The following is a 13495-nucleotide window of genomic DNA, read 5'->3' as shown; positions in this document are numbered from 1 at the left end:
ACCCAAGAGATGTTAACTATTTTTAATCTTTCGTTTGGGCGGTCTTTAGGATGATCTGCTTGTTGGTGCAGGAATAATATTTAGGATAAAAAACGCTTACGATAGGTAAGCAGTGAACCAAATAGCCCTTAGATGAGGGCTATTGGACTTGATGTTCAAATGTTCAAATGTTCAAATGTTCAAATGTTCAAGAGTGGAGAGCTAAAAAGCACTATAAGCTTCGAATAGCTGTAATTTCATCTTGTGTAATGTCGAGTGACTCTAAGAATTTTTGATGCCACCTAACCATATCTTCTTTTGATAAACCCGCTGCGATCATAATCTCTACCCATTTGGCTTTATTCACGAACTTTTCTTTTAATAAAATGGACTTTTTCAATAACTCAATGATGGCTTTTTGATGAGCTCTTAAGTTATTGATCTCTTGTTCCAATGCACGAAAATGATTTTCCAAGATCTGCCCTTGGGATATGCTAAGTGGTTCTAAAAGCAAGCGTATATCTGAAATGGATAGTCCGTAAGAACGGTAAGAGATGATGCTTTTAAGACGCTCAATTTCACTTTCACCGTACCACCGGTATCCATTTTCAGCGATTAAGCTTAGTTTTAATAAACCCTGTTTCTCATAATAGAGAATAGTCGTTCTGGATAAACCGAGTTTTTTCGCTAAGCGAGATACAGTAAGCATAGTTTCCATCATTCGTTCATTGTTCCATTAGGCTAAACCCTTTACTTATAGACGGGTCAATCAGAAAAATATCGAAAATATCGCAAATTAAATTGATGCGAACAGAACATTTGTCATGGTTTATTTTACAGCTGTCTTTACGGGTAGCGAGTAACAACATGAGCTTAGGTGTTTAACTCAGCTCAGCTTTGTTTCAAGTCCATTTAGAAAGCGGATGAATAAGTCTATGGATGTTGTGTTATTGAAAGCCATAAACAGCCTCTATAGGAGAGGTCTTTGAAATTTAAGATTGGTTTCAGTTGTGAACACTATTATTCAGCATAGACAAAATAATAAGGTTTGGGTGTGTATCATGACTGAAGAAAAAACACTGCATAAGGTGCTGAGCAAGGTGCCTGAAGTCACTTTGCTGTTTTGGATCATTAAAATTGCGGCAACAACACTGGGTGAAACAGCGGGGGATGCTTTATCCATGTCGTTTAATCTGGGATATATCGTAAGTACGGGCATCTTTGCCGTTATTTTTGCAATATTCGTCGCAGCACAGATTAAGGCCAAAAAATATAATGCATTTTTTTATTGGTCTACAATTATTGCAACAACAACTCTAGGGACAACTATAGCGGACTATGTTGATCGTACCTTAGGACTAGGCTATTTAGGTGGCAGCTTAATCCTATTTGGCCTGCTTATTTTATCTTTATTGGTGTGGTACTACAGCAGCGGGTCAATTGCGGTACAGAGTATTCAATCTTCTAAAAGTGAAGCGTTTTATTGGCTGACCATCATGTTTTCTCAAACATTGGGCACAGCGCTAGGGGATTGGACAGCAGATACGCAAGGTTTGGGCTATACCAGTGCAGCACTTATCTTTGGCGGTTTGCTTTTATTGCTGACGATGCTTTATATGTGGACCAAAATTTCTAGAACTTTCTTATTTTGGGCTGCATTTGTACTCACACGACCATTAGGTGCCGTACTGGGGGATTTCCTAGATAAGCCCATTAGCCATGGAGGACTAGATCTGAGTCGATTTGGCGCTTCCTTTGTTCTATGTGCTTTTATTGTCTTTTGTTTGGTGGCTTTTAAACCCAAAGCAGCAGCTATCGCTCACTAAAAAGCTCTCAGCTTTAACACCTGCTCAATGCATGATGATCAATACAAAAACTGCTATTCTTCATCATGTTTTTTAGTACAGAACATTTTCAAAATTTATGATCTGAATAGAGATAGCTTTCATTTGAGGGCTATTTCAAGTTCTAGTCATAGAAGTGTCATTTTATAGCTAGAAACTTAAACCTTATTCACCCTCAGATATTTTGTACTGCCGTTTAATATTTTGCGTTTTCACTCCCCAAATGGATGAGGCTGTTCTACTTTGGTGATGCTTAAAACTTTTCATGCTATCAAAAACTTCTAGCACCTCCCAGATAAAAGGGTCGTGGCTTTGCTTGACCTCAAAAGAAATGCAGCCTTCTTCTTGATGAGTTAATTCAATATGTTCTGGAAGGAGTTTCATCACCAGATGGGCTTCTTCTTTAGACACACAGATTAACAGGCCATTGAGTTTAACCATAGGACTCCTTATTGATCTCCGACATTGTTAGCGTTTGTTTGTTTAGCCGAATTCATCTCATGTCTGACGCGACTAATCTGGTCATATATGACTTTGCGCATTCGGTTTATCGCACCCAGTGGCTTATGTTCAGCTAATGCATGCCATGGTGTAAAGGAAAGATTTTCACAAAACTTATTTTGCTCAGGGGTATCAAAAACTTGCTGAGGAATACGAATTGTGGCTACTTTATAGAAAGGGGCTTTATCTTCTTTCCATTCCGTCATCGAGTCTTCAACAGACATTGAGTTGGATGTTCGAGGTTGTACTAAAAACTCCATGCAGGCATCACGGTCTTGTAAGGTCGTTCGAAGTGCCTCTCTTAAAAAGTCCTTTTGAGGAGTAACTGGAATCGGGCTAACAACGCTTGAACATGCACGAGCAGAGTACTTTACTGCTTGACGATGATCGCCAACTCCTAACTGATAGGGCACCATAGACCAGTATCTGGTTTTCAGTGGATTTGAAATTTTATTTCTAGTGTTCAAGGCAATCCAAGTTCCTTTAGCTCCTAATGCAAAAGGGACATGCAGTTTTTTTAGAAATCGATCGCTATTGATATCTTGCATAAATGATAGATAACGAGCAGGGTCATTGGCAAAGAATACAGGGTGATTGATCATGATAAAATCTTGCGTAGGCGCAGGTTCATCTAAAAGGTTTTTCTCTGGCACGGCTAAAAGTTTGATCGCCATGCCGCGTGCATCTTTTTTTATATCCGCCTGTTTTGCATTACTCGATCCATTCGAAAAACGAATCCATGCTTGATAAGTTTTCCCCGGAATAAAAACACCATAAGCCATATTTGGAGGCAATGTCTCGTTTATCTTAAATTCTGCGCGTACGCAACCATGTGCTTTAGGGTGTGCATCACGTAGTGCGATATCTGTGGCATATTGTTTTCGGATCGTCATTTCAATGATATTCGCGATTTCTTTAGCAGTGGCGGCCTCATTCGGATAAAGACTTTCACTTAGACCATGATCTATATCTGGATACATAAAATTTTTGGAAGAACTCAACACTACAGAGGGTGTATTCGCATCTACATTAGCTGCGACACCTGTGAGTAATATGGCGTGAAAAAGTAGACCTAAACGCATAGGCCTTGCGGAGTTAGGCATTGATTGTCTCCTTGCTCTAAAGCTGGATTTTTTTTAATTTTTAGCCTGATGATATGAACTTGTTTAGCCTTATTTAAGACACAGAATCATGATTATATCTGTGGCATTTTTTTATTCATGGCTACTGTCTAGAAAAATCTTAATGAGGAGCTAATCTTAGAGGTGCTGAAAATTTGACATTGGTTCAAAATTTGTTCGATGATGTTTATCTCCCCAAAACCAATAATGATTATAAAAGAGAACGAGCATGAGCGAAAAAATTCAAAGTCATGAATGTTTAGTCTGTGGGCAGAAATTCCTCATTAAAAACCTCATTCCTATGGGGGCAATACGAAAATCTATTACCGAAGAAATTTCACATGATTTTCCAGAATGGTCGCCTCAAAGTTATATATGCCAAGCAGACTTAACCAAATATCGAATTCAGTATGTTCATTCCCTGTTAAAGTCTGAAAAGGGGGAAGTGACTGATCTTGAATATGAGGTGATTAAAAGTTTGCAACAACATGAAGTGATCACCAAAAATGTTGAAAATCAGTTGGATCAAAATTGGACTTTAGGGAAAAGGCTGGCAGATAAAATTGCGACCTTTGGCGGTAGTTGGGTTTTTCTCATGTGCTTTGCGACTTTCCTAGCCATTTGGATTATTGTCAATACAGTGGTCATGGTTACGCACCCTGCCGATCCGTATCCCTTTATTCTATTAAATTTAATTTTATCCTGTATTGCAGCGATTCAAGCTCCTGTGATTATGATGAGCCAAAATAGACAGGAAGCCAAAGACAGATTGCGCTCGCAAAATGATTATAAAATTAATTTAAAGGCAGAGTTAGAAATTCAACATTTAAATGAAAAACTAGATCATCTACTGATGCATCAGTGGAATAGGTTAGCCCAAATACAAGAAATACAACTGGATTTGTTATCCGAAATGAGTAAAAAACGCGAATAACTTGGTTCAACATACTCATACTTAAAGCGTGTTTTTATAATAGTGAGTCATAGCTAGACTCGCTCTCTTAGATTTTTTAACTCATTGCTTTATAATTCTTTTTTAAGTAATGGGGAAGTGGTTTTATAGGATCGAGAGATCTATATTTTTGAAGACGTACTCTCCAGTAAACACTTTAAAAGTGTGCTTAGCTTCTTCTGTTTTTAGGCTCTCTCTTTTTTGCACTCTGCTCATGCAAGATTAAAGTACTCACCCAGATCAATGATTTCATCTTTTCAGATTGCCTGATCTCAATGTATAGTCTTTCTGCATCGAGGACTCTATAGCTTTTTCTTTTCGCTTTAAAAATTTAGTTTTTTCAAGCTACCCGTAAATCTACCTGTTTTAATTGCAAATTAAAAAGACGAAGACGAGTATAAATTAGGTGTATAAAGCTTTTTACCGACTCATATAGATTTAAGAAGATCCATCAGTGAATATTTTAATAGCCAATGACGATGGTGTTTTTGCACCAGGTATTCAAGCGCTCGCACATGCTTTACGTCCATTAGGTCGCGTGGTGATTGTAGCACCCGAAAGTGAACGTAGTGGTTTTTCTAGTGCTTTGACTTTAGATCGACCCTTACGCCCAATCGAAATTGCACCGGATATGTGGGCAGTCAATGGTACACCCGCGGACTGTGTCTATTTGTCCATGAATGGCTTATTTGACTTTGAGTTTGATCTGGTTGTTAGTGGCATCAATAGCGGGGCAAACTTGGGTGATGATGTACTCTACTCAGGTACAGTTGGAGCAGCTTTTGAAGGGCGACTGATGAAACAACCAGCCATTGCGGTATCACTTGCGGGCCCTGAAGTGCGATCGTACAACCACCTAGAAGATTATCATCATGCCGCACAGTGGGTGCATGATTTTGTGAAGCAAGGTTTGCCCGCACTACCACCACGCCATATTTTAAATATTAATATTCCTGATGTAGCTGAGTTACAGGGCGCTAAAATTACCTATCAAGGACGTCGTCGTCAGTCTAAGCCGATTAGCAGTCATGTTGACCCGCGTGGTCGTCAAGTGTACTGGATTGGGCTTGCAGGTGAAGCAGTGATAGAACCGAAAAGAGGCTATGATGAGGTAGAGTCAGACTTTTTCGCCGTAGCGAATGGTTTTGTCAGTATTACGCCTATTCAGATGGATGCAACCAATTATGAAGTTTTGCATGCATTACAAGGGCAAATAAGTGCTTAAAAGACGCTACAGCTGAGCAATACAAGGAATGTATTGAGCTGTTTGTTATAACTTTGTGAAAATACGCGCAGAGATACTATTTTCACATACTTTTTTGCTAATCTTAGCGCAAATTAAACTTATTATTTTTTGTATTTTTAGAGAGTAAGATAAATGTCTGTGTTGGCTCAAATTCGTTTCATTGCAATTCCTACAGCACTGCTGAAAACTGTCGTGTTATCCACAGCTGTAGTTTCAACTGTTATTTTGAGTGGTTGTGCTTCTAAACCACAGGTTAACAATGCAACACGTTTTGCGAAAGCACCAGACTATTATACAGTTCGTTCAGGCGATACGCTGAGCGGTATTGCAACTCGTTATGGGCTGAGTTATACCTCTGTTGCAGACATGAATGATATTGCTGCGCCGTATCGTATTTATGTGGGGCAGTCATTACGTTTAAAAGGCTCGGGTAGCCCACGTACAACTACAACGCAACCTATTACACAAACCGCTCCAATTCAACGTCAAAATGTTGGTCTCCCGAGTCAAAATACGACCACCACAACCACAACAACTCCTGCTAAAGTACCGACCGCACCTGTTGTGAGCTCGAAAAGTTCAACTTTACGCTGGGTAAAACCAAGTAATGGCGCTGTTTTGCAAGGTTATAATTTAGCAAATAATGTAAAAGGTATTCGCTATGCTGGTAACCAAGGTGATCCAATTTATGCAGCAGCAGATGGCCAAGTGGTGTATGCAGCAGACGGATTGAAAGAATATGGGAACTTAATTTTGGTTAAGCATATTGATGGTTATATCACAGCATATGCACACAACAGTGCGATGAATGTGAAGAGCGGTCAAAATGTGACGGCAGGACAGAAAATTGCTGAAATGGGCTCCACAGGTGCAACGCGCACCATGTTAGAGTTCCAAGTACGCTTAGATGGCAAGCCAATCAATCCGACTATAGTTTTACCATTAAATTAAAAAATCTGGATGCAACGCAAAAAATTCACCGTATAATACAATGAGTTGTTTTTATCAAATAGATGAAAACTTCTCATGAATCCAGAGAGAATTTTATGTTAGATCAACTACGGGCAATGGGTGTTTTTGCTTGTGTTGTTGAAAAGAGTTCATTTAGTGGTGCTGCGCGTGAGTTAGGCATCACTACAAGTGCTGTGAGTCAGCAAATTCGTTCTTTAGAGCAAGAGATGGAAGTTGTTCTTTTACATCGCTCAACAAGAAAGTTGAATTTAACTGAAGCAGGCCAAGCTTTTTTCCACAGCTGTCAAGAAATGCTCGCCGCTGCTGAACGTGGCAAAATACGTATCAATGAATTGCGCGATGATCTCGTGGGTGAGCTGCGAATAGCCACTACGCCAGAGTTAGGTGCCAATCATGTGATTCCTGCTTTGTCGCATTGGATGTCTGCACATCGCGGATTATCTATTCATATTGAAGCAGATAATCATTATGTGGATTTGATGAATGGGCGAATTGATATTGCCTTAAGAATGAGTCCAACGGTTGACGATCAAAGCGTACATGTCGTGCCATTGGCGCGTGTGGAACAGATTTTGGTTGCATCACCGAGCTATTTGAATCAGTCTGCACCAATTTCACGACCTGAAGATTTGAAAAATCATGATCTTATTCCGATCACGATTATGAAAAATAATCATGATTTTGATTTTAAAAATGTGGTGACAGGTGACGCAGTTAAACTTGAGATGAAATCAAGAGTAGCCAGTAATAATATTCTAGTGACAAAGACTTTATGCCAACATGGGCATGGGGTTGCACGTATTTTATATTTGGATGTGCAAAAAGAATTGGTTAACGGTTCTTTAGTGGAAGTTCTTCCAGAGTGGAAGCTCCCTAACTTTACGCTATATGCCATCATTTCAAAGCATGAACAACAACCGATGAAGATCCATCGTTGTTTGGATGCATTGAAACAATACTTTTGCCAACTACCTGGCGGTCGTATTTACCAAGACGCGAGCTAATTCGATAGAGATTGTAATTGACGATAAGTCAACCCATACAAATGCTTATAAATTTTAAATGATATAACTACATAATTTGAGTTAAGCGGTTCACATGGATCCGCTTAACATGGAGAGCAGCAGAGAAAGGCCAAAGCACTTACGTCTGTTGCTCTTTATTTTTTTCCTTCAAAAAAAGCAATACTTTTATTTCAAGCTCAAGCTATCGAAGCCTATTCGGCCTGATCTTGTGTTAATTCTAAAGCACGTTGGTAAGCAATTTTCTTTTTGATGCCGGTCAAATCAGCCGCTAATTGTGATGCAGCTTTCACTGACAAATCTTGTAAGAGACGCGTTAAAAGTTGGTCGAGTTTTTCTTGCGCCATATCTTTCTCAGTGGTCGCGCCACCGACAACCAGCACAATTTCACCTTTTTGTTGATGATGATCGTTTGCAATAAATTCAACCAACTCACCTAAAGTCATCTTCTTGATGGTTTCAAAGGTTTTGGTAATTTCACGTGCAAAACCGACAGGGCGGTCCGCACCAAAGACTTTGGCCATGTCACTGACACTGTCTAAAATACGATGCGGTGCTTCATAAAAAATCAGGGTTTGCGTTTCGTCTTTGAGCTTTTCCAAACTTGCCAGTCGTTGGGTTTGTTTAGAAGACAAAAAACCTTCAAAGCTGAAACGGTCACTTGGTAAGCCCACTGAGCTTAAAGCAGCAATCGCAGCACAAGCGCCTGGTACAGGGATTACGCGGATATTATGCTCTTGTGCGGCACGAACCAATTTAAAGCCTGGATCACTGATAAGAGGTGTTCCTGCATCACTGATAAGCGCCATCTCTTCACCTTTCAACAAACGCTGAATAAGGATGTCAATTTTGTTGCTTTCGTTATGATCGTGGCATGCAGTAAGTGGAGTTTGAATATTAAAGTGTTTCAGTAATTGTGCTGAAGTTCGTGTATCCTCAGCAGCAATGATTTTGACTGATTTTAGTACATCAATTGCGCGGTAAGTCATGTCATCTAAGTGCCCAATAGGGGTTGCGACTACAAATAACTGGGCACTCATGGGTTTTCTCCGCGCTGCAAAATAATAAAAGGATGGGGTGAGTCGAGTGCTTTGGTGCATTCAACCGATACCGCGTAAGCATTCTACCTGAATTGTCCGTCGTGGCGTGAGCTAGAATGTAGTCTGCGATGGATTTGCAGGAGTCAGTAAGACATTCGGCTGAAATCTAAACGCCAAGAAGGCTTTAAAACACTGAATGAAGCGATATGATTGGTTCGGGAGATTCACAGCAGTGGTTTTAAACATCAAAAACTGAGATTTTTGATCGATATTGAGTTTTTCGAAATGTGCTCATTAAAAAATAAAAACAAAGTAGGGAAGATAAAGAGATGAAACTGGGACAATGGGCAGAGCAACAAGCTTTGGTTGTGCTAGAAGAACAGGGTTATGTTCATGTACAGTCAAATTATCACTCGCGCTTTGGCGAAATTGATCTGATTGTACAAAAAGGTCAGGAATTGGTTTTTGTTGAGGTCAAAGCACGTTCAAAAACGCGTTTTGCGCAGGCTGCTGAAACAATTTCCTATTCAAAACAACGCAAAATAGCAAAAACGGCCATGTTATTTTTACAAGATCATCCACATTTCCAGCAATATTATTGCCGCTTTGATGTGATTTGTTTTGATTTTTTTAAAGAAATTGCAAAAACCATACAGCAAGATTTTTCAAAATTCACTTATGATCAGCAATGGATAGAAAATGCTTTTACTTTTGATCAAGACTTTATTAATCTTTGAACAAAATCAAAGCTGAAATGCTGAATTAAAATAGTTTGAAAAGTTGAGGAGTCTTGCTGAGTGTTCAATCGTATTGCAATGACCGTATTATGCGTCGCAAGTTTATCTGGATGTGCAAGTTTCATTTCGGGTGGGACAGGAACAGCCGCTGTAGGAACAGAAAGTGGTGCACGTTCATTAGGGCAGGTATTTATTGACTCTTCAATTGAGCGTACTGCAAAAATTAACTTATATAAATTGGACAGTCGTTTTAAACAGTCACGTGTCAATATCGAAAGTTTTCATGGTAATGTCTTGTTAACAGGACAAGTACCTGATCAACACTTACGTCAGTTGGCTGAAGACAATGTACGTGCGATGTCGGATGTCAAAACCGTGCATAACTACATTACAGTTGGAAACCAAATTAGTTATAGCACCATCATGCAAGACACCTCAGTTACGGCAAATACACGTGGCTTGATCATGAAAGCTGCTGTTGTTTCAGATGCGAAAGTCCGTATTCACACCGAAGATGGCGTATTATATGTGATGGGACGTTTAAATGGTGCTGAAATTACCGATTTAAACCAAGTTTTACAGCAAGTGGGGAATGTGACTAAAATTATCACACTGGTGGATAATATAGAGCAACAGTCCCAAACGACCAGTGCGTTTGCGTCACCAATGATCAATTCAACACCGACAGAGCAAACGCCTGTTGCGATAGACCCAGACCAAGTTGAGCCAAATAATGTTCAATAAGCTTCAGCCTTTTGTTCAAAGACTGAATCGTTCGGTAGAGTATGCAAGATTACTCTATCGTGAGTTTCGTATTTATGATGTCGGTAGTTATGCCTTAAACCGTTTAACGCCGCGTAAGGGTTATTCGGTCCAAGAAAATGTAGCCTATGGGTTACGCGCGCGACACCGTTTAGATCTGTTTCGTACACAAACACCGCGCGAACACCGGCCTTTGATTGTATTTGTGCATGGCGGCGCGTGGATGCATGGTGATAAAAAAGATTATCGCTTTATTGGCGAAGCCTTTGCCAAAGAAGGCTTTGATGTGGCGGTGATTAACTATCACTTGGCGCCTGAGCATATTTTTCCTGCCTCTATTGATGATCTCAGTTTGGCTTTAAATTATCTCAATGTGCATCAGCTTAAATATCAAATTTCGACTGAAAAAGTGGTGTTGATGGGGCATTCTGCTGGCGCGTTTAATGTGATGTCTGCGCTCTATCATCCGAAACCGTATGAAATACAATGCCGTAGTCAAATTACCGCCATTATTGGTTTGGCAGGCCCTTATCATTTCGACTATAAAGGCGATCCAATTTGTGCAGATGCTTTTGATCAGAACAGACCTTATCAAGAAGTGATGCCATATTATTTCGTCGAGTCGAATACGGTTAAACATTATCTGTTGGTTGCAGAGAATGATGATGTCGTCGGGTTGAGCAATGCCGTTGATTTGGATCGTAGGTTGAAAGAAAAAGGCAACTACAGTCAACTTTGGACGGTGCCGCGCATCGGTCATATTTCAATGATTGGTTCGGTATCGAGTTTGTTTAGTCGTTACTTCACGACCAAGCAAAAAATTATGCAGGCGCTCGAGGATGCGCTTAAGCACTAATTGGGTTTTAAAATGAGTATTTGTAGGTATGGTGAGTGAGCTTAGAGCCACTCACGTGTATCATCTGCGACTGTTGTGCCTTGTGTCGCATGCATGATCATGGCATGTGCAATGCTGCCTTTGAACGGAATTTCAGGCAGTTGATCAAACTTAAAGAATTGAGCATCACTGATTTCTTCTTCTTGTAAGCAAAGCTCACCCGACGCGTATTCCGCTTTAAACGCAATCATTAAGTTACTTGGGAAAGGCCAAGGCTGACTCGCCAAGTATTGAATATTTTGAACTTGAATGCCGACTTCTTCCAAGGTTTCGCGGCGTACCGCTTCTTCTAAGGTTTCACCGACTTCAACAAAGCCTGCAATCAAACCATACATATTGCTACGGGTATTACGCGCATTTTTTGCCAGCAGAATTTCATCTGCACCTCGTGTAATGACGGTGATGACACAGGGTTGTAGCCGTGGATACTGATGATAACCACAGGCAGGACAGATCATGGCATATTCACTGGCATGCGCTTCTGTGGCGTGGCCGCAATGACTACAAAATTTATGATTGCGACGCCATTCTAGCAGTTGAATAGCTCGGCTGGCCTGTTCGAATTGTTCGGTACTCCAGAGTGGAAGCAACTGACGAATTGGGACGAGTTCTAAGCCTTCAGGAATCGGCTCATTGTCTAGCAGGTCTCGGGCAATCACTTGATCACCCGAGTGAAAACTTAAATCACTTGCTAGCTTTTCTACACGAGGCAATTGAAAGTTATGATCCACCAACAGTTGTTGTTGTTGGAAAATATAAGCAAGTGAAAGTTCTGACATTAGGCAACAGTCTTTAGTTTTTGGCTACTGTCCAATGCTACATCAAACATACTATGTAATACAGGCTGTTTGTTTTTTAAGTTATCAATCAGCATATCTGCACTTGCGAGTGCGTCCAACACATGATTCACCTGAGCGGCAGTGAGCGCAGTTTCAGCTGTGATTTGTTGTTGCACAAAATCTGCTGAAATATTCAGAGCAGTTTGACCATTTTCAGCGCCTAAGAACAGCATTGCGCCCGCAACTTCACGTAGTTGTGCAGAGGTGTTCTCAAGTGCAGTTAAATCTTGCTCTTGTTGATATTGCGCCAACGCTTGACTACTTAAGTCAATAGACGTTTTAGCCTCTGTCAACAACGCAGCATGGGCTTCATCTAAACGGTCTAGTGAAATATTCATGTTGTTGACACGAAGCTGTAGGCGGCTTGAAGTATGGTGACGTTCTAGCACTCCAATGGAGTTCATTGCCGATAAGATCACATTCATCAACTGTTGCGCAAAACCCTCATCTTTCAGCATATCTGCTTGACTAAGTGATGCTGCTTGACGATTTAAGTCATTATGCGCTTCATTTAAGTTCAACACTCTGAAGATGTTCGCCAAATCGACCAGTTTTGTTTGGAGCTCTTGGGTCTTTTCAGGCGTCATGTTTTGATAGTTGTACTCAATGTCATTGCGGATTTGCGACATTTCGGTGGTCACCAAATCACTAATGGTATGCATCGTGTCGAAATCAGGGCCATACAGATGACGACTGAAAACTTGAAGCTGCGTATCTGTGAGTAGGTCGTCACCAATATTGAGTTTGCCACGGATGTGTTGAGACACTTCGTCTTCTTGGCTGATACACAGGCTTAGAATGTTGGCAAAATCTGTGAGGCTGGCTTTAAAGCCTTCTGGCGCAGTAAAGAACTGTGCAATGTTACGTTCGATGCTAATCAGAGTACGTAAGCGTGGTTCATTAATGAGCAATTGTTCAATTTGATTGAGTGCAACATAGACCAAGTTCCAATACTGTTTACTCGGTGTTTGTTCTGCTAGACCCGCTAAATAAGTTCCCACCAATTTCATTGCTTGTAAATCAAGTTCGCTTTCTTCTTGCTTCAGCATTTGACTTAAAGACAGCTTGTACAGGCGGTGAACATATTGTGATTTTTCAAGACTTGGCGCTTGAGGGAGGCTAAAATCTGGGGTGATACAGTCCAGTAAGGACTCGATGTGTTGACCTTCTTGCGTTAAAGGCTTTGCCAATGCAATTTCAAGACGGTTTAAGGTATCGAGTAAAAACTGTGGAATTTTCACTTCTCTTAAGCAAATAAACTCAATATAGCGCTTCAGCATGGTTGTGCCTTCGCTGAGTGCAATTACATCTTGTGTATTAATTTGTGCAGGATTCCCCATGATCTTGCGCATAAGCTCTGCGGAATATTCAGCAATTTTGGCCAAGCTCGACATATCAATCAATGCAAGCACTTGAGCACATTGCTCAAATTGGTTTAATGCATCGTCAATCCCAAAAGGTAAAGTCTGATCTTCTGCTAAGGTGCTCACAGCTGATTCAACCAGCTTAATGGAGTTATCCACTTCATTTTTTATTATCAGCAGCGCCGTTGGATCAAAATGAATAGAGGTTTGGTAAGACATTG

At 40.5% G+C, this 13495-nt stretch carries 14 protein-coding genes; 8 read left to right on the top strand and 6 right to left on the bottom strand.

Annotation, left to right across the window (positions count from 1 at the left end; translation table 11 throughout):
• Positions 1-211 precede the first annotated feature (211 nt).
• Positions 212-700, bottom strand: coding sequence for a MerR family transcriptional regulator (locus RR876_RS01780; RefSeq protein ID WP_332481871.1), 489 nt, complete (start codon positions 698-700; stop codon positions 212-214).
• Between the two features lie 340 nt (positions 701-1040).
• On the opposite strand from RR876_RS01780, the gene RR876_RS01775 reads away from it, so the two are divergent.
• Positions 1041-1805 carry a hypothetical protein gene (locus tag RR876_RS01775; RefSeq protein ID WP_332477531.1) on the top strand — a complete coding sequence of 255 codons (765 nt, stop codon included), beginning with the start codon at positions 1041-1043 and terminating at the stop codon, positions 1803-1805.
• 183 nt (positions 1806-1988) lie between these two features.
• On the opposite strand, the gene RR876_RS01770 is transcribed toward RR876_RS01775, so the two are convergent.
• Positions 1989-2264, bottom strand: coding sequence for an antibiotic biosynthesis monooxygenase (locus tag RR876_RS01770; RefSeq protein ID WP_332477532.1), 276 nt, complete (start codon positions 2262-2264; stop codon positions 1989-1991).
• An 8-nt stretch (positions 2265-2272) separates the two neighbouring features.
• Positions 2273-3427: a catalase family protein gene (locus tag RR876_RS01765; protein WP_332477533.1), complete on the bottom strand. Its 1155-nt coding sequence runs from the start codon at positions 3425-3427 to the stop codon at positions 2273-2275.
• A 247-nt stretch (positions 3428-3674) separates the two neighbouring features.
• Between RR876_RS01765 and RR876_RS01760 the strand changes: the two genes are divergently transcribed.
• The 4 genes from RR876_RS01760 (at position 3675) to RR876_RS01745 (ending at position 7619) form a co-directional block, all read left to right on the top strand.
• Positions 3675-4379 carry a DUF1003 domain-containing protein gene (locus tag RR876_RS01760; RefSeq protein WP_332477534.1) on the top strand — a complete coding sequence of 235 codons (705 nt, stop codon included), beginning with the start codon at positions 3675-3677 and terminating at the stop codon, positions 4377-4379.
• A gap of 472 nt (positions 4380-4851) precedes the next feature.
• Positions 4852-5622 (top strand): 5'/3'-nucleotidase SurE, encoded by a 771-nt coding sequence (gene surE / locus RR876_RS01755; protein ID WP_332477535.1) that lies wholly within the window; start codon positions 4852-4854, stop codon positions 5620-5622.
• A 153-nt stretch (positions 5623-5775) separates the two neighbouring features.
• Positions 5776-6594 carry a peptidoglycan DD-metalloendopeptidase family protein gene (locus RR876_RS01750; protein WP_332477536.1) on the top strand — a complete coding sequence of 273 codons (819 nt, stop codon included), beginning with the start codon at positions 5776-5778 and terminating at the stop codon, positions 6592-6594.
• A gap of 95 nt (positions 6595-6689) precedes the next feature.
• Positions 6690-7619 carry a LysR family transcriptional regulator gene (locus RR876_RS01745; protein ID WP_178896125.1) on the top strand — a complete coding sequence of 310 codons (930 nt, stop codon included), beginning with the start codon at positions 6690-6692 and terminating at the stop codon, positions 7617-7619.
• Between the two features lie 212 nt (positions 7620-7831).
• Here RR876_RS01745 and rsmI read toward each other — a convergent pair whose 3' ends face one another.
• Positions 7832-8677 carry a 16S rRNA (cytidine(1402)-2'-O)-methyltransferase gene (rsmI, locus tag RR876_RS01740; RefSeq protein ID WP_332477537.1) on the bottom strand — a complete coding sequence of 282 codons (846 nt, stop codon included), beginning with the start codon at positions 8675-8677 and terminating at the stop codon, positions 7832-7834.
• Positions 8678-9006: 329 nt separating this feature from the next.
• Between rsmI and RR876_RS01735 the strand changes: the two genes are divergently transcribed.
• From RR876_RS01735 to RR876_RS01725, 3 genes are read left to right on the top strand one after another with little or no spacing between them, the layout of a single operon-like run.
• Entirely contained in the window at positions 9007-9414 is a 408-nt protein-coding gene (locus RR876_RS01735) for a YraN family protein (protein WP_332477538.1), read from the top strand.
• Between the two features lie 60 nt (positions 9415-9474).
• Entirely contained in the window at positions 9475-10158 is a 684-nt protein-coding gene (locus tag RR876_RS01730) for a BON domain-containing protein (RefSeq protein ID WP_005399779.1), read from the top strand.
• Positions 10148-11032 (top strand): alpha/beta hydrolase, encoded by an 885-nt coding sequence (locus RR876_RS01725; RefSeq protein ID WP_332477539.1) that lies wholly within the window; start codon positions 10148-10150, stop codon positions 11030-11032. The genes RR876_RS01730 and RR876_RS01725 overlap by 11 nt, the downstream gene beginning before the upstream one ends.
• Positions 11033-11073: 41 nt before the next feature.
• Here RR876_RS01725 and nudC read toward each other — a convergent pair whose 3' ends face one another.
• Positions 11074-11850, bottom strand: coding sequence for an NAD(+) diphosphatase (gene nudC, locus RR876_RS01720; RefSeq protein ID WP_332477540.1), 777 nt, complete (start codon positions 11848-11850; stop codon positions 11074-11076).
• A complete protein-coding gene (locus RR876_RS01715) occupies positions 11850-13493 on the bottom strand; it encodes a chemotaxis protein (RefSeq protein ID WP_332477541.1) in 1644 nt (547 codons plus the stop codon). The genes nudC and RR876_RS01715 overlap by 1 nt, the downstream gene beginning before the upstream one ends.
• Positions 13494-13495: the final 2 nt, after the last annotated feature.

The organism is Acinetobacter sp. (genome assembly GCF_036666595.1).
Lineage (GTDB): Bacteria > Pseudomonadota > Gammaproteobacteria > Pseudomonadales > Moraxellaceae > Acinetobacter.
Note: the sequence above shows the minus strand (reverse complement) of the source record. Positions and strands in the feature narration are given on the sequence as shown.